Raw genomic sequence first — 15,592 nt, 5'->3', positions numbered from 1 at the left:
GATCACTGCTGCATCCTCGGATCCTCCGTGGGGTCGAAGTACTTCGCCGGGCATCCCTGGTCGATCGCCTCCGGGTGCAGTTCGAAGTGCCATGGCTCGTTGTCGTAGATCGGGCACAGGCCGTACCCGGCTCCGTACTCGGAGAGCCAGTCGATGGCGTCGTACGACCCGACGTCGACCGCCTCCCCGGCGACGTGCGCAGAGGTCTCCGCGGTGGCGACCCATCGTGCGGCCTCCGCTTCGGACCCGTAGTCGGCGACGGCGTCGCCGAGGAGCCGGTCCTGGTACTCCGGCGAGCGCCAGCCGCTGTTGACGACGACCTCGATGCCGTCCTCACGGGCATGCACCGCCGCTTCACGCAGGGCGTGCAGCAGGTCGGGGTCGAGGTTGACGACGCCGGGTTGCTGCTCGTCGAAGGCGGACACGCCATCCGGCATCGCGCCGTCGGCCTCGGTGACCACGCCGTCGGCCCCGGCCATCGCCGCGCCACCCTGCAGCGTGTCAGCTGGGCCGGCGGATGTCGCTGCCAACGATCGGGCGAGGGATCCGACCATCATCGTGACCGCGACGACGATCGCGATGAGGACCACAGCAGCCCAGAGGATCCTGCGATTCCGACTTCGAGATGTTGCATGGTGACTCATGCCGCCAGTCAACGCAGCCCCGTGTTGCCCGCCCGTATCCGGTTTCGGATACGCCCGCGATACGTGGTGGCTCCTAGCATTGCCAGCATGCGTGTGTTGGTGGTTGAAGACGAACCCTTCATGGCGGAGGCCATCCGCGATGGGTTGCGCCTGGAGGCGATCGCGGCCGATCTCGCCGGCGACGGGGACACGGCGCTCGAGCTGTTGAGCATCAACACCTACGATATCGCCGTCCTCGACCGCGACATCCCCGGGCCGTCGGGCGACGAGATCGCCGCGAGCATCGTCGCCTCCGGCAGCGGGATGCCGATCCTGATGCTCACGGCGGCCGACCGGCTGGATGACAAGGCATCCGGATTCGGAATCGGTGCCGACGACTACCTCACCAAGCCGTTCGAACTGCAGGAGCTCGTGCTCCGGCTTCGAGCGCTCGACCGCAGACGGGCGCACAATCGCCCGCCGGTGCGCGAGATCGCCGGGCTGCGTCTGGACCCGTTCCGCCGCGAGGTCTACCGCGACGGCCGATACGTCGCGTTGACCCGCAAGCAGTTCGCCGTGCTCGAGGTCCTCGTCGCCGCGGAGGGCGGTGTGATCAGTGCCGAAGAGCTGTTGGAGCGGGCGTGGGACGAGAACGCCGACCCCTTCACGAACGCCGTGCGCATCACCGTCTCGGCGTTGCGGAAACGACTCGGCGAGCCCTGGATCATCGCCACGGTGCCCGGCGTCGGCTACCGCATCGACATCGGGCCGGCCGCTCAGGGCGAGGCCGGTCGGCATGAGTAGGGCTCCGGGAATGAGCGTCCGACTCAAGCTGACCCTCAGCTATGCGGGCTTCCTGATGGTGGCGAGCGTGCTGCTGTTGGCCGCCGTATGGCTCTACCTCCTGCGCTACGTGCCCACTCATGCAGTCCAGACGATCGGCGGTTTCGTGCCCGGCCAGGGCGATCTCATCCGGGCATTCGGTCCGGTGGTGACCGTGGTGCTGCTGTTCCTGCTGGTCCTCGGGCTGGTCGGGGGCTGGTTCCTCGCGGGCCGCATGCTCGTGCCGCTGGATCGCATCACGGAGGCCACGCGCAAGGCGGCCGACGGGTCCCTCTCGTACCGCATCGATCTGGAGGGCCGGAACGACGAGTTCCGCGAACTCGCCGACAGCTTCGACGCGATGCTCGCACGGCTCGAGGCGCATGTCGCCGAACAGCAGCGATTCGCGGCCAACGCCTCCCACGAGCTGCGCACCCCGCTCGCGATCACGCAGACCATGCTCGAGGTCGCGCGCAGCGATCCCGATCACGTCAGCCCCGCACTCATCGACCGTCTCAGCACGGTGAACTCCCGCGCGATCGACCTCACCGAGGCGCTCCTCCTGCTCAGCCGGGCCGATCAGCGGTCGTTCACCCGAACGGTCGTCGACCTCTCCCTCCTCGCCGAGGAGGCCGTCGAGACGCTGCTGCCGATCGCGGAGCGGCGCGGCGTCATGGTCGAGACATCCGGAGACATCGCACTCACGCTCGGCTCCCGCGCGCTGCTGCTGCAGTTGACCACCAACCTGCTGCACAACGCCATCGTGCACAACCTGTTCGAGCACGGCACCGCGAAGGTCACGACGTCCGTCGAGGGCGGGCTCGCCGCCCTCACGGTCGAGAACACGGGCGACGAACTCCCGCCGCAGCTGATCGCCACGCTCACCGAACCGTTCCAGCGGGGCACCGAACGCATTCGCGGCGACCACGGGGGCGTGGGGCTCGGCCTCGCGATCGTCAAGAGCATCACCCAGGCGCACGACGGCACGCTCACCATCGTCGCCCGACCCGAGGGCGGGATGCGCGTGACGGTGCAGTTGCCCGCCGAACCGTCGGCCCCGGCACGATGAGCGTCGAGGAGCGGCCGCGGCCGTCGACGCCGATCGGCGAAGGCGAGGCCGAGGGCGAGGCCTCGCCAGGCACACCCCCCATCGTGCTCTCCGTGCTGTTCGCGCTGTACCTGGTGCTGCTCACGTGGATCGTGCTGTGGAAGCTCGAGGTGCCCTACCTCGGCGCCGGTGAGCTGCGCCAGGTCAAGCTCGTCCCGTTCGTCTCCAGCGCCTGCAACGGCGCCAGCGCGCCGTCGGAGGTGATCGCGAACGTCGTGCTGTTCATCCCGTTCGGCCTCTACCTCGGACTCCTCGCGCCGGCCTGGCCGTGGTGGAGGACCGCGGTCACGATCGCCGGCGCGAGCCTCGGCCTCGAGATCGCCCAATACGTCTTGGCCGTCGGCAGCTCCGACCTCACCGACGTCATCACCAACACCGTCGGATGCCTCGTGGGGCTCGGCCTGCTCATGGTCGTGCGCCGCAGGCTCGGCACCAGGACGCTTGCGGTCATGACGCGGGTCTGCTCGCTCGTGACCGTGCTCGCGCTGCTCCTCACCGCCGCCGTCGTCGCGTCGCCAGTGCGCTTCGCGCCGCCGCGTGACGTCGGACTCTCCGCGCACGGTGCACTTGGAGCACCCGGTGCGGAGCCGGGCGAGTTGACCGGCGACCGCGACCGGCTCGATCGACTGCGCGAACCGTGCGGCTAGCGCACCACGCGGTGGCGCAGGAAGACGACGCCCGAGGCGAAGGTCCGGCTCTCGAGGAGTTCGAGATCCACGTGTCGCTCCTGCTGGGCGAAGAGCGGGATACCACCCCCGACCAGCACCGGATACACCCTGACCCGGTACTCGTCGATCAGGTCGAGCGCAGCCACCTCGGCGGCGAGGGTTGCGCCGCCGATCGCGATCTCACCGTCTCCCGGCTCGCCTCGCAGCCGCTCGATCTCCTCCGCCACACTGCCGGTGGCCAGACGCGAGTTGCCCTGGACCTCTGAGAGCGTGGTGGAGAAGACCACCTTCGGGAGCGGGTTCCAGAGCGCGGTCCACTCGCGCTCCGACTCGTCGAGGTCGCCCGGATCGACGGTCTCCCAGTACAGCATCGTCTCGTAGAGCTTGCGTCCCAGCAGGTGGACACCGACGCCCTGTATCTCGTCGAGGGAGAGCTGGAACACCTCCTCATCGGGGACGCTCCAGTCGAACCCGCCGTCGGGTCCGACGATGTAGCCGTCGAGCGAGGCACTCATCGAATAGGTGACACTGCGCATCGGATGCCCTCCTCAGTCACTGGTTCGACGATACGGCCCCGACTGCCCTTCGGGAAGGCTCCCGCGATGCCGACCGTCAGGTCGAGTGAGCGGTGAGTCTCCCGCCGATGTCTTCGACGGCCTCGAGCCGATACAGCCGGTCGTCGAGTGCAGCGAGAGCGTCGTCGAAGTCTCCGGCGTCGAGCATCGCAGCGCGATCGTCCGCCGAGCGCGGATACGGAGCCCCCATCAGGCTCATCGCGTCGCGCAACAGCACTGCCCAGTCTTCACCGAGCAGTCCGGGCAGCGCGTCCAGCGCGATCTCAGCCGTGTCGCCACCCCAGTACCGGAAGTAGGAGTCGAATCCACCCGAACTCACTTCCTGCCTCAGATCGAGGACTGCGTACAGGCGCTGCTGCCCGATCGGAAGGCTGGATCGATCGGCTTCACCGAATTCCACATAGGCGTCCCACACGCGACAGATCCTAGACCTCCGCCATTGCTCGGTGATCGGGTGCCGCGCTCGCGTCAGTCGAACTCGACGCTGGTCTGGCGCGGGTACTCTCCCCCGGCCAACTTCACGAGGCGCGCGTGCGCGTACTCGCAGACGAGCGCGTGACGATAGACCATCCGTGGCACGTCGACGTTCGAGTCCATCCAGAGGCTCATGCCCGCCAGCTTCCAGTGGCGGAACGTGTCGTCGTCGGTGACGAGGGCGAGGATCTCGAGGAACGAGTCGTCGAACCGGATGGAGTGCACCGCACGTCGGTATTCCTCGACCGTGAGCGCCATCGAGAACGGGATGTTCATGAAGCACAGAGCGGTCTGGATGTCGAGGCGGACGAACCGACGGCGCTGTCGTTCGGCGTCGAGCGGCGGGATGTCGAGCTGCGTGAAGTCGAGCCTCTCGGGCCGCGTCAGCTGTACCGCGTCGAGCGCGATGAGCACGTCGTAGACGTTGACGTCGTGCTCGACGACGGCCTGATCACCGAGCCCCGAGAGCGCCTCAGGGCGCAACGTGACCGGTTCCATGTCGACCGGGGTGTTGCGGATGATGAAGTTGACGAGATTCGTCTCGACGACGAAGTGCCGGATGAGCAGCTCGACGGCGTCGGGCGACACGAATCGTCGAAGGAACCAGACGCACAGCACGTCCATCGTGTGGAGCGGCATCCACCGGAACGGCAGCACACGCTTCACGATCGAGATGAGCGCGACCAACACGCGCGACAGGATACGTGCGATCGGGTAGAGCCAACGCCGCGAGAGGCGTCGTTGGTCGTCGATGATCAGTCGCACGAGCGCGCGGTCGAGTGGCACGGATGGATCGGCGTACACCGCCTCCCACATGCTCGGGTCCGAACGGACGAACTCCGCCATGTCAGTGATCCAGCTCTTCGAGTTGCAGCGCGTACAGGCGGGCGACCACCTGCGCACAGCGCACGATCTCGTCGGCGGCGGCGTCATCGATCATGCCGGAGGTGAGGATCGCCTCGAGGTCGCCGGTGTGCTCGCTGTCGGCCTCCTGGTGGTACTGCATGAAATGCACCTGGCTGCCGGCGAGGCCGAGCACCTCCTGGAATCTGCCGGCCCACCCAGCGGCGCGCTTCGCACCGAGCCCCTCGATGATGAACATCGCGCCGAGCAGACCCACGGGGTTCGGCTGGTCCGCGTAGTGGAACATGTACCCCGAGAGCGCTTCGGAACCGATGTTCTTGCGGCCCCCGCGCAGGTCGGCGAGTGAGCCGCCGATCGCGACGTAGTCGCGTTCGAGCATGAGGAAGTCGCGGTGCTCCTCTTCGGCGTGCCGGATCGCGGCAGCTCGCAGTTCGAAGTGCTCGATGTCGAAGTTGGATGCGGCACGGGAGATCCACGGCGAGCCGTCGACGACCTGCTGACGGAGGTTGAAGAGCAGTCGCCGGTAGTCGTCGATCGTCACCGTGCCGTCGTCGAGCCGCTGGAGTAGGGGGACCCGAGCGAGGTGCTCCTCGAGCTCGACCCACACCTCGCCGAGCCGCTCGAAGAGCGTGCCGGTGTCGGTGGACGGCATGTCGGTGGAGTCGGTCGTCGTGTCGGTCGTCATGTCGGTGCTCCTTGCTGATCGAGTGGGGCGACAACGGTGAGGTGGGCGAACGCGAACGAGAACCGGCCCGACTCGGGCACCGCCAGCAGGATCGTCTCGCCGGGGCTGAACCGACCGGTGCTCCAGGCCTCTTCGAGCGCGATGAAGATGCTCGCCGAGCCGGTGTTGCCGCGGGTCTCGAGGTTCGAGTACCACTTGTCGGTGTCGAGCGACGGGATGCGCCGGCGCAGCCCGTCGAACGCCGCATCGCGGAACGCATTGGTGCTGTAGTGGCAGACGACGTGGTCGAGGTGATGGACGTCGACGAGACCGATGTCGACGAGCTCCTCGAACTGCTTGATTCCGGCGTCGGCGAGCTCGTCGAGCACGGTGACATCTTGACGCAGTACGAACATGCCGCTCGCTTCGGCCTCGGCGACGCCGACATCCTGCCAGGTGTTGCCGACGGTGGGCTCGATGCCGTCCATGCCGGCCCGCATGCACACGTCGTGCTCATGCGCGAGCGAGACCTGTCTTACCCAGTCGACCCGGAGCGACGGTCTGGTCGGATGCGGCTGGAACTCGACGACGACGGCGCCGGCGCCGTCGGAGAGCATCCAGCGGAGGAAATGGGAGTCCATGCCGGCACGGATGTCGTCGAAGCGGCGCTGCCGCAGGCTGCGACTCGGCAGCTCCGAACCCACGACGGCGACGAGCGGATGGTCGCCGAGCCTGACCTTGCTGACGGCTGCGTCGAGCGCAGCGAGCCCCGAGGCGCAGACGCCCGACGCCGACAGCAGTTGCATCGGACCGCCGCCGAGACGCCCGTGCACCATCGACGCGAAGCCCGGCACGAGCACGTCGCCCATCGTCGTCGCGCAGGCCAGCATTCGCACGTCTGCCGCGTCGATGCCCCGGTCGTCGAAGGCTGCGCGAAGCGCCTTGACGGCGAGCTCCTCATTGAGCTCGGTGGGCTCGCCGTGCTCGTCGAGTGCGTAGTGCCGCTGCCGGATGCCGTTCGCGTCGAGGATGCGACGCCGGATGCGCGCGGTGACCGGATCGTCGCCGCCGAGCCGCGCGGCGATGCCGTCGTTGTCGACGGGTTCTCCGGGAAGGTACCGGCCGAAGCCGGTGAGATACGCCGTCGCAGTCGAACCCATGGAGACGACCATATGGCACCGGCCCTCCCCCAGTTCGAAACCTGTGCACAGGCCACACGGTGCGTCGGTCAGATGCCGGCTGCCGGCCTCACACGTCGACGCGTCGGCGTCGCGCGGCCGTGTACAGCCGCTCGGCGATCCACAGCACGACGCCGATCGCCAGGAGCCCGAGCGCGATCCCGTACTGCCCTGCCGGCCGGCCGGAGGTCCACGGGAACACCAGGTAGAGGCAGGTGATCGCGCCGATGACCGGCAGCGCAGAGGGAGCACGGAAGTGCTTGTGCTCGACCGGCTGCCGCCGAAGCACCAGTACGGTCACGTTGACGATCGCGAACACGGTGAGCAGCAGGAGCGAGGTCGTGCCGCCGAGCAGGGCGACGATCGAGCCTTCGGCGTCGAGGGAGACGTAGACGATGAGGCCCACAGCCAACGCGCTCGTGAACAGGATCGCCGCCCACGGCGTCTGTCGTCTCGGGGCGACCTTGCCGAGGAACGGCGGCAGCACCTCCTGCCGGCTCATGCCGTAGAGCAGGCGGCTCGCCATCATCATGTTGATGAGTGCCGTGTTGGCGACGGCGAACATCGAGATGAACGGCAGCAGGTCGTTGATCGGGAACCCGGGTGCCGCAGCCTCGACCGCGGTCACGAGCGGCGTCTCGCTGCCGACGAGTTGCCCGATCGGCACGAGCGCGACCACGGTGATCGACACCAGCACGTAGATCACCGCTGCGATGCCGAGCCCGCTCAGCATCATCTTCGGGAAGATGCGGCTCGGGTCCTTCGTCTCCTCGGCCATGTTGACCGAGTCCTCGAACCCCACCATCGCGAAGAAGGCCAGGGATGTCGCGGTGCTGACCGCGAGCAGCACACCCTTGTCTTCGGGCGTCTCGAAGGCCACGACCCGCGACCAGTCCGCGTTGCCGCCGGCGATCGCCCACATTCCGATGAGGATCACCAGGAGCAGTCCCGAGAGCTCCACGAGTGTCAGGAAGACGTTCAGCCAGACGCTCTCCGACACGCCGCGGAGGTTCACGAGCATGATGAGCACGATGAACGCGACCGCGATGAGCATCGTCGTCACCGTGGCATCCGGAATGCCGAAAGCGACCAGGAGGTTCGCCGCGAACGCGCGCGAGGCCGTCGACGCCGAGGTGATGCCCGAGGTCATCACGATGAAGCACACGATGAAGGTGAAGAAGTGGATGCCGAACGCCTTGTGCGTGTAGAGCGCCGCCCCGGCGGCCTGCGGGTACTTCGTGACGAGCTCCAGGTACGAGAACGCGGTCACGGTCGCCACCGCGAACGCGAGGAGGAACGGCAGCCATGCGGCGCCGCCGACCTCCGCGGCGACCTGACCCGTCAGCGCATAGATGCCCGTGCCGAGGATGTCGCCGACGATGAACAGGAGCAGCAGTCCGGGCCCGAGCACCCGCTTGAGCTGTGGCTGCTCCGGCTCGACGGCCTGCACGACCTTGGTCCAAGACGGGTCGTCGTTCATGTCGCACCCCTTTCCCCGAACCCAGCCGACCACATCCGGCTCGCCGGCTCAAGTCCTGCGGCGCGCCGAACGCGGCCGAGGGAGGAACCGCACTCGGACCCGGGGAGCTTGCTGCAGACGGCCGACCGACCGGCGGGAGGTCAGGAGTCCTCCGGCGTGAGCGTTGCCCGAGAACCGCTCGCCGTCCGGCGGCGCACGAGCGGGAGGATCGCCGCGCCGACGAGCGCGATCGCCGCGACGAGAGCGGCGGTGGCGAATCCGCCGCCTGAGACTGCAGCGATCGTGCCGAGGATGGCGATGCCGAGCCCGCCGCCGAGCGCGAAGCCGACCTCCTGGATCGCGCCGACCTGGCCGGCGTCGTCGTCAGTGGTTGCCTCGAACAACGCCGTCGCCGCCAGCGTTCCCGCGATGCCGAATCCGAGGCCGACGAACGCCAGTGGCACCGCGACGAGCTCCGGGTCAGTGACGAGCCAGGCCATGCCGGCGGCCTGCAGGAGAAGCGCTCCGACCGTGAGTGTCCGTGCGCGCAACCAGCGAAGCGCGATCGGCGCGACCACCCCGCCGATCGCGATCGCCGCCGCCTGGGGCAGGATCGCGAGGCCGGCATCCGCGGCGCTCTGGCCCCTCGTGTCCTGCAGATGCAGGCTCACGAGCAGGACGGACGCGGATGCGACGCCGCTGGCGATGAGCACTCGAACGATGGCGGGGCTGAACCCCGGCAGCCCGAACAGTCGCATGTCGAGGAGCGGTTCGCTCAGTCGTCGTTGCCTGGCGACGAAGAAGACGAGACTCACGACGGCGATCGCACCGGCTACCGCGGCGGACGCCGGCGCTGCAAGCGCCTCGTGCAGCGCGAATGTGAGGGCGCCGAGTGCGACGATCGAGGAGACGATGCTCGGGATGTCCCAGGACTGCGGTCGGGAACTGCGCGAGTCCGGGACCAACCAGAACGTGAGAACCCCGGCGAGCACGGCGATCGGCACGCTCCCCAGCAGCAGCCAGCGCCACCCCGGTCCGTCCGAGAGCAGCCCGCCGAGCACAGGACCGAGTGCGCTTCCCACGCCGAACGTGGCCGTCCACAGCCCGTACGCCAGCACGCGCTCCCTGGCTTGGTAGTTCGCGCCGATCGTGGCGACCACTCCGGCGACGACGAACGCTTCGGCGACACCGAGCAGCGCACGGATGACGATGAGCAGGGTCCCGTTGTCCGCGAGGCCTCCGACCGCGTTGAGCACGGCGAATCCTCCGAGGCCGATGAGGACGATCCGCTTCCGACCGAACGCGTCGCCGATCCGCGCGGCGACGATGAGCGTTGCGGCCAGCGAGAGCGAGTAGATGTCGACGAACCAGAGCCCTTCGGTGTCGGTGAAGGCCAGGTCGGCACGTATTCGGGGAAGAGCGGTTGAGACGCTGCTGATCGCGAGCGCGCCGATGAGGATTCCCAGGAGCAGTGGGACCATCGCGAGCCAGAGGCGAAGGGTCGAGCGCGATTCGATGATGGCGGTGGGTGAAGTCACATGACGAGTCTGTAAAGTACAGACAGAAGGTGCAAGTACCGACAGAGTTGTCACGTACTTACCAATTGGATACTGTCAGGTGCCGACAGGAGGGAGCTCTCCATGAGGGAGAAGACGGAACGGATCGTCCGCGAGTGGTCCGATTCGTGTGACGCCGAGGTGTCGATCGCCGTGCTCGGCGGGGCATGGAAGCCGAGCATCCTCACCCTCCTCGGCGAGCACGAGGTGCTGCGATTCGGGGAACTCGGCCGGCTCCTTCAGGATCCGACGTCACGCGTGCTCACCCGCCAGCTGCGCGAGCTCGAGGAGGACGGCCTCATCACGCGCACGGTGTACCGGCAGGTGCCGCCGAAGGTCGAGTACCGGCTGAGCGAACTCGGAGTCAGCGCGACGCCGCTGCTCGGCGAGTTGACGCGCTGGGGCACGCAGTACGCGGAACAGCAGCGCTCGTCGCTCGACCGGGTTCCGAGCCCGTCGGAATGACGGGATAACGCCGCAGTACCTACCAGCGCGCACCGGGTCGGGTTCTCTGCGCTGGATGCAATACGCCGAGGGCGTGCCGCCTCTACGACCTCAATCGGGCGACGCTCTCGACGCGCGGCTTCCGGAAGCCCTAAGCTAGCGCACTTGGCCGATCGCGAACGGGCGCCTCGCCTGCGAACGTCCTGCGAGAAGCCACGCCGATCAGGAGAGCCGTGACCAGCATCGACCTCGTGCCCCTGACGCCGGCAGCCGCTGCCGTCGTCGAGGCGATAGCGGATGCCGGCGGCCGCCCGCTCCTCGTCGGCGGCCTCGTGCGCGATGCCCTCCTCGGCCATCCCAGCAAGGATGTCGATGTCGAGGTCCACGGGCTCACCGACATCCGGAAACTCACGAATCGGCTCTCGAAGCTCGGCTCCGTCGACCACCGCGGGCAGGCGTTCGGTGTGCTCGCCCTCAACCTCGACGGTGAGGACTTCGACGTGTCCTTCCCCCGCCGGGACTCTCTGACTGGTGCCGGCCACCGCGGGTTCGACATCCACGTCGACCCGAGCCTCAGCATGGAGGAGGCGTTCGGCCGTCGCGACTTCACCATCAACGCGATGGGCTGGGACCCGATCAACGGCGAACTCATCGACCTGTACGGAGGTGTCCCCGACCTCGAGGCCGGCATCCTGCGTCACACGACCTCGGCGTTCCGCGAAGATCCGTTGCGGGTGCTTCGCGCGGTACAGTTCGCGGGCCGCTTCGGCTTCGGACTCGCGCCCGAGACGGTCGCCGAGTGCCAGGATGTGACCGACTCGATCGTGGGCGCCGGCGGACTCCGGATGGTGGTCTCGATCGAGCGCGTCTGGGAGGAATGGCGCAAGCTCGCCCGACGAGGGACGCACTGGCCGAACGCCATGCAGGCCCTCGCCGACACCGGCATGATCCGGTTCTCCCCCGAACTGGCCGCGACCCGCGGAGTCCAACAGGACCCGGGCTGGCATGCTGAGGGCGATGTCTGGACTCACCTTGCCCTTGCGGCGGAGCAGGCCGCACTGAACGCGGAGCGAGACGACCTCAGCGCGTCCGACCGAGAGGTGGCGGTGCTCGGCGCACTCGTGCACGATCTCGGCAAGGTGACGCACACGCAGCTCACCGGAGGGCGCATCACGAGTCGCGGGCACGCCGCCGCCGGCGTCGCCCCCGCGTCGGCATTCCTCCGCAGCATCGGGGCGCCGCACCAGCTCGTCGTTCGCATCCTCCCGATCGTGCGCGAGCACATGTCGCACGTCGGCATCGACCGGCCCTCACCATCGCAGGTGCGGCGCCTGATCCGCCGTCTGGGCTCCAACGGCGCGGGTGCGAGCATCCGTGACTGGGCGCGCGTCGTCGACGCCGACTGCGCCGGCCGCGGCCCATCAGCGAAAGAAAGCCCGGCACACCTGTGGTTGCAGGTCGCGGCCGACACCACCATCGGCGAGACACCCCGAACCGGCATCCTGACCGGTCAGCACCTCATCATGCGCGGGTATACGCCCGGTCCGGGGTTCAAGCCGATCCTCGCGGCAGCGCTCGAAGCGCAGGACGACGGGATGATCCACGACGAGGAGAGTGCCCGACTGTGGCTCGATCGGCACGAAGGCCTCGCCCGATAGCGAGCTCGGGCGCGCATCTCTTCGAAGCCTGGAGGCATCCACGACAACGGCCCACCGTCCGCGTGCACGGTCTTCCGCCGCGAGTGCCATCTAGACTCGGCGAGGTGAGCGAGCGTCCCGTCTTCCGCCTCCCGTTCAAGTTCGAGGAATCTCTCACCGAACGCCTCCGGCTCCGTACCATGCGTGAGGCGGACCTCGGTGACATCCTCGCCTACCAGTCCCGCGCCGACGTCTGCGAGTACCTCCTCTACGAGCCTCGCGATCGCGAGACCCTCGCCGCCAGGATCGCGAAATGGTCGGAGCAGTCGACCCTCGCATCCGATGGCGACTTCCTCGAACTCGCGGTCGAGCACCGGAGTGATGCGCGCGTGATCGGCGACCTCTACTTCATGCTCGAGCGTGCCGAACACGGCTGTGCCGCGATCGGCTGGGCATTCCACCCCGGGTATTCCGGTCAGGGGTACGCCACCGAGGCCGCGATGGAGGTGCTTCGGCTGGGATTCGACTCGATCGGCCTGCATCGCATCGTCGCCGAGGTGGATCCCCTGAATGCGGCATCCGTCGCGCTCTGCCGTCGACTCGGAATGCGCAAGGAGGCGCACCTGGTCGGGAACATCTGGTTCAAGGGCCGCTGGGCCGACACGGATGTCTACGCACTGGCCGAGACCGAGTGGCGCGACCGGCCCGGCGACTCGCGTTGACGCTCCCGCGTTCAGCACTCGGGTGACACTTCACACTGGGCGACGGCCTCGTTCGCCGAAGTGCTGCCGACAGCGTGCCTGGTACGACTCGATCCCGCCCACGTGCTCGGAGGTCGCGACGCGAGCGTCCGCGACGTCGTCGGCGAGGACCCGCTGATGGAACACGGCATCCTGCCCGCAGACGGCGCACACGGCTGTGAGCTTCGTCACATCCTCGGCGAGCGCCATGAGCGATGGGAGCGGCTCGAAGGGTCGGCCGTCGAACGTCACGCAGAGACCGGCGACGACGACCGACATTCCAGTGAGCACCAGCCTGCTCACCGCGGGGACGAGCTCCGTCCCGAAGAACTGGGCCTCATCGATCGCGAGCAGGTCCAGCTCGCGATCGCCGACCAGCTCCACCAGGGAGTCCACATCGGGCACCGACCGGGACGCGATGCTGAGACCCGAATGCGAGGCCACCCGGGCCGCGGCATGCCGATCGTCGAGCGCGTGGTTGACGACCTCGACGGCGAGTCCGGCGAGTTGCGCGCGGCGCACGCGCCGCAGCAACTCCTCGGACTTGCCGGCGAACATCGGGCCGCAGACCACCTGCAGGCGGCCGTTCGGGATGCTGCGCATGGAGAGAGCCTACGAGGCCGTCATCAGGTGGAACAGACCGGATGTCCCGGGCCCGTCGCTCTCCGACCGACGGCGTCGCCCGTCGCGGAGTGAGTGGATGCCGCGCGGCATCCACTCACCCCTCGCGCGTCAGCGCGTCAGTCGAACCCGAGCCCGTGGCCGAACGGGTACAGCACGCCGGTTCGGTCGGCCGTCGGGATCGTGACGGGCAACTTGCCGACGGGGTCGTTCTCGCCGAAGAGCACACGCGTGAGTGACTCGAGCGACGCCGCCGTGTAGCCGTAGGTCGCGAGTGCCGTCGGCACGTTCGTCATGACCGAGATGTCGTACGGGTTGCGCATCGCCGACACGACAACTGGCGTGCCGCTTGCCAGCAGCGCCTGCACGAAGGCCTGCTGGGCTGCGGCCGACGCGGTCGGCAGACCGGTCGTCGCCGACACGTTCGACGCGTTGTTCGTCGAGACCACGACGAGGTCGTGGTTCGCAGCCGACGCGGCGACCTCGGCAATCACGGCCGCACTCGGCGTGAGCCCCGTTTCGCGCACCGTGACGCCCTGCCCGCGGGCGGCGATCGCGCCTCCGAGGGTCGACGTCGTCGCGACACCCCAGCCGGTGACGAGCACGTCGCGCGGCTCGCTCGAGAGCGGCAGCACGCCGGCGTCGTTCTTGAGGAGCGTGGTCGTATCGTCGGTGATCGTCTGCGCGTCGGCGACGTGCGCTGGTGCGCCGACGATCGCGGCCGCTGCCGCGGTATCGACGAACGGGTCCTCGAAGAGGCCGCGCTGCTGCTTGAGGCGCAAGACACGGTACACCGACTCGTCGAGCCGCTTCTCGGAGATCTCGCCGCTCAGCACCGCGTCGAGCACGGCCTGATAGGCGACATCCATCTGGGGCGGGAGCACGAGCATGTCGGCGCCCGCCTTGAACGCCGCGACGGGCGCGACGTTCGGCGGATAGGTGCTCGTGGCACCCTGCATGTCGAGCGCGTCGGTGACGATGAGGCCGTCGTAGCCGAGCTCTTCGCGCAAGAGGCCCGTGAGGATCGGCTCCGACATCGTGGCGGGGGCGCCGCTCGGGTCGATCGAGCGCAACACGACGTGCGCGGTCATGATCGTGTCGACGCCTTCGGCAATCGCGGCCCGGAACGGTGGCAGGTCGATGGCTTCGAGTTGCTCGCGCGTGTGCGTCACCTCGGGCAGCCCGAAGTGGCTGTCGGTCGCCGTGTCGCCGTGGCCCGGGAAGTGCTTCGCGGCGGCCGCGACGCCGCCGTCGTGGAAGCCGTCGACCTCGGCGGCGACGAGCTCGGCGACGAGTTGCGGGTCTTCACCGATCGAGCGGATGCCGATGACCGGATTGGCCGGGTTGACGTTGACGTCGGCGACCGGCGCGTAGTCCTGGTTGATCCCGACCGCGGCGAGCTCGGTGCCGATCACCTCGGCCGAGCGGTGCGCGTGCTCCGCCGAGCGGCTCGCGCCGAGGGGCATCTGCCCGGGCATCTGCGTCGCCGGAGCGCCGAACCGGGCGACGAGGGCGCCGCCCTCCTGGTCGGTCGAGATGAGCAGGGGGATGCCGGCCGGCTGGTCGGTCGCCGCTGTCTGCAGCCCGTTCGAGAGCGTCGCGATCTGGGTCGGCGTGCCGAAGTTGTCGGGCCCGCGGGTCGTGAAGTAGATGACGCCGCCGGGCTTGTACTTGTCGATGACCTGCGCTGGAGTATCGACGCCGTACAGCCGCCGGTTGTTCGCGGCAGCGGTGTCGCTCACGGTCGTGGCGTCGCGCCCGTACACCTCGACGACGAAGAGCTGACCCACCTTCTCTTCGACGCTCATGTGCTGGAGCATGCTCACGATCCGCCCGCGGAACGGAGCGTCGTCCGAGTTTCCCGGGCCTGCGGCCGTGGCCGGAGTCACCGCGAATCCCAGCATGCCCATGACGGCGGCGGCCGTGATCAACGACCTCCTGCCGATTCCGTGTGTCATGTCGACCTCCTTGTCGCACACCGGCCATTGTGACCGTATCCGCGGATGCTATCGAGTGGCTCCTGTCCGTGTCACCCCTTCTGGGGTCAAGTGGACATACTCGGGCCATCGAGCACGAAGCCCTCGACCTTTCCGGACTTCCTGGTCGGGTCGACAGGATCTGAACCTGAAACCCATTGGAGGATTCAGGCGTCGGCCGGT

Annotated in this window: 16 protein-coding genes; 6 read left to right on the top strand and 10 right to left on the bottom strand. The window is 68.3% G+C overall.

Features of this window, described 5'->3' with window-relative positions; genetic code table 11:
- Positions 1 to 2: 2 nt before the first annotated feature.
- Positions 3 to 590 (bottom strand): M15 family metallopeptidase, encoded by a 588-nt coding sequence (locus tag BJY17_RS01960; RefSeq protein WP_322789718.1) that lies wholly within the window; start codon positions 588 to 590, stop codon positions 3 to 5.
- Positions 591 to 731: 141 nt separating this feature from the next.
- Here BJY17_RS01960 and BJY17_RS01955 point away from each other — a divergent pair, with 141 nt between their 5' ends.
- From BJY17_RS01955 to BJY17_RS01945, 3 genes are read left to right on the top strand one after another with little or no spacing between them, the layout of a single operon-like run.
- A complete protein-coding gene (locus tag BJY17_RS01955; protein WP_179552662.1) occupies positions 732 to 1,427 on the top strand; it encodes a response regulator transcription factor in 696 nt (231 codons plus the stop codon).
- Between the two features lie 10 nt (positions 1,428 to 1,437).
- Positions 1,438 to 2,514, top strand: coding sequence for a sensor histidine kinase (locus tag BJY17_RS01950; protein WP_281371081.1), 1,077 nt, complete (start codon positions 1,438 to 1,440; stop codon positions 2,512 to 2,514).
- A complete protein-coding gene (locus BJY17_RS01945; RefSeq protein ID WP_179549890.1) occupies positions 2,511 to 3,200 on the top strand; it encodes a VanZ family protein in 690 nt (229 codons plus the stop codon). The genes BJY17_RS01950 and BJY17_RS01945 overlap by 4 nt, the downstream gene beginning before the upstream one ends.
- Here the strand turns inward: BJY17_RS01945 and BJY17_RS01940 are convergent.
- The 7 genes from BJY17_RS01940 to BJY17_RS01910 form a co-directional block, all read right to left on the bottom strand.
- Entirely contained in the window at positions 3,197 to 3,757 is a 561-nt protein-coding gene (locus BJY17_RS01940) for a dihydrofolate reductase family protein (protein WP_179549889.1), read from the bottom strand. The two genes, BJY17_RS01945 and BJY17_RS01940, sit on opposite strands and share 4 nt — an antisense overlap.
- Positions 3,758 to 3,833: 76 nt before the next feature.
- Positions 3,834 to 4,211, bottom strand: a complete 378-nt coding sequence (locus BJY17_RS01935) for a DMP19 family protein (protein WP_179549888.1) — start codon at positions 4,209 to 4,211, stop codon at positions 3,834 to 3,836.
- A 53-nt stretch (positions 4,212 to 4,264) separates the two neighbouring features.
- On the bottom strand, positions 4,265 to 5,116 hold the full coding sequence (locus BJY17_RS01930) for a DUF6999 family protein (protein ID WP_179549887.1): 852 nt from the start codon (positions 5,114 to 5,116) through the stop codon (positions 4,265 to 4,267).
- A 1-nt stretch (position 5,117) separates the two neighbouring features.
- The gene (locus BJY17_RS01925) at positions 5,118 to 5,819 is read right to left on the bottom strand and encodes an iron-containing redox enzyme family protein (protein ID WP_179549886.1); all 702 of its coding nucleotides are present in this window, start codon (positions 5,817 to 5,819) and stop codon (positions 5,118 to 5,120) included.
- On the bottom strand, positions 5,816 to 6,958 hold the full coding sequence (locus BJY17_RS01920) for a 3-oxoacyl-[acyl-carrier-protein] synthase III C-terminal domain-containing protein (protein ID WP_179549885.1): 1,143 nt from the start codon (positions 6,956 to 6,958) through the stop codon (positions 5,816 to 5,818). Before BJY17_RS01920 ends, BJY17_RS01925 begins: the two co-directional genes overlap by 4 nt.
- An 88-nt stretch (positions 6,959 to 7,046) precedes the next feature.
- The gene (locus BJY17_RS01915) at positions 7,047 to 8,456 is read right to left on the bottom strand and encodes an APC family permease (RefSeq protein WP_179549884.1); all 1,410 of its coding nucleotides are present in this window, start codon (positions 8,454 to 8,456) and stop codon (positions 7,047 to 7,049) included.
- Between the two features lie 140 nt (positions 8,457 to 8,596).
- The gene (locus tag BJY17_RS01910; protein WP_179549883.1) at positions 8,597 to 9,973 is read right to left on the bottom strand and encodes an MFS transporter; all 1,377 of its coding nucleotides are present in this window, start codon (positions 9,971 to 9,973) and stop codon (positions 8,597 to 8,599) included.
- Positions 9,974 to 10,075: 102 nt separating this feature from the next.
- Here BJY17_RS01910 and BJY17_RS01905 point away from each other — a divergent pair, with 102 nt between their 5' ends.
- The 3 genes from BJY17_RS01905 (at position 10,076) to BJY17_RS18865 (ending at position 12,794) form a co-directional block, all read left to right on the top strand.
- Positions 10,076 to 10,456, top strand: a complete 381-nt coding sequence (locus BJY17_RS01905) for a winged helix-turn-helix transcriptional regulator (RefSeq protein ID WP_179549882.1) — start codon at positions 10,076 to 10,078, stop codon at positions 10,454 to 10,456.
- A 212-nt stretch (positions 10,457 to 10,668) separates the two neighbouring features.
- The gene (locus BJY17_RS01900; protein WP_179549881.1) at positions 10,669 to 12,093 is read left to right on the top strand and encodes a CCA tRNA nucleotidyltransferase; all 1,425 of its coding nucleotides are present in this window, start codon (positions 10,669 to 10,671) and stop codon (positions 12,091 to 12,093) included.
- Between the two features lie 83 nt (positions 12,094 to 12,176).
- The gene (locus BJY17_RS18865) at positions 12,177 to 12,794 is read left to right on the top strand and encodes a GNAT family N-acetyltransferase (protein ID WP_322789717.1); all 618 of its coding nucleotides are present in this window, start codon (positions 12,177 to 12,179) and stop codon (positions 12,792 to 12,794) included.
- 30 nt (positions 12,795 to 12,824) lie between these two features.
- Here the strand turns inward: BJY17_RS18865 and BJY17_RS01890 are convergent, their stop codons facing one another.
- Both BJY17_RS01890 and BJY17_RS01885 read right to left on the bottom strand, forming a co-directional pair.
- A complete protein-coding gene (locus BJY17_RS01890) occupies positions 12,825 to 13,415 on the bottom strand; it encodes a thymidine kinase (protein WP_179549879.1) in 591 nt (196 codons plus the stop codon).
- A 137-nt stretch (positions 13,416 to 13,552) separates the two neighbouring features.
- A complete protein-coding gene (locus BJY17_RS01885; protein ID WP_179549878.1) occupies positions 13,553 to 15,391 on the bottom strand; it encodes a glycoside hydrolase family 3 protein in 1,839 nt (612 codons plus the stop codon).
- Positions 15,392 to 15,592 lie beyond the last annotated feature (201 nt).

It is taken from the genome of Agromyces hippuratus (assembly GCF_013410355.1).
Taxonomy (GTDB): Bacteria; Actinomycetota; Actinomycetes; order Actinomycetales; family Microbacteriaceae; genus Agromyces; species Agromyces hippuratus.
Note: the sequence above shows the minus strand (reverse complement) of the source record. Positions and strands in the feature narration are given on the sequence as shown.

What these genes read in the sequence shown, in the direction of transcription:
- BJY17_RS01930 (WP_179549887.1), bottom strand. Translation starts at nt 5,116, where the DNA reads ATGGCGGAGTTCGTCCGTTCGGACCCGAGCATGTGGGAGGCGGTGTAC.
- BJY17_RS01940 (WP_179549889.1), bottom strand. Translation starts at nt 3,757, where the DNA reads ATGCGCAGTGTCACCTATTCGATGAGTGCCTCGCTCGACGGCTACATC.
- BJY17_RS01920 (WP_179549885.1), bottom strand. Translation starts at nt 6,958, where the DNA reads ATGGGTTCGACTGCGACGGCGTATCTCACCGGCTTCGGCCGGTACCTT.
- BJY17_RS01890 (WP_179549879.1), bottom strand. Translation starts at nt 13,415, where the DNA reads ATGCGCAGCATCCCGAACGGCCGCCTGCAGGTGGTCTGCGGCCCGATG.
- BJY17_RS01945 (WP_179549890.1), top strand. Translation starts at nt 2,511, where the DNA reads ATGAGCGTCGAGGAGCGGCCGCGGCCGTCGACGCCGATCGGCGAAGGC.
- BJY17_RS01925 (WP_179549886.1), bottom strand. Translation starts at nt 5,819, where the DNA reads ATGACGACCGACACGACGACCGACTCCACCGACATGCCGTCCACCGAC.
- BJY17_RS01905 (WP_179549882.1), top strand. Translation starts at nt 10,076, where the DNA reads ATGAGGGAGAAGACGGAACGGATCGTCCGCGAGTGGTCCGATTCGTGT.
- BJY17_RS01950 (WP_281371081.1), top strand. Translation starts at nt 1,438, where the DNA reads ATGAGCGTCCGACTCAAGCTGACCCTCAGCTATGCGGGCTTCCTGATG.
- BJY17_RS01955 (WP_179552662.1), top strand. Translation starts at nt 732, where the DNA reads ATGCGTGTGTTGGTGGTTGAAGACGAACCCTTCATGGCGGAGGCCATC.
- BJY17_RS01915 (WP_179549884.1), bottom strand. Translation starts at nt 8,456, where the DNA reads ATGAACGACGACCCGTCTTGGACCAAGGTCGTGCAGGCCGTCGAGCCG.
- BJY17_RS01885 (WP_179549878.1), bottom strand. Translation starts at nt 15,391, where the DNA reads ATGACACACGGAATCGGCAGGAGGTCGTTGATCACGGCCGCCGCCGTC.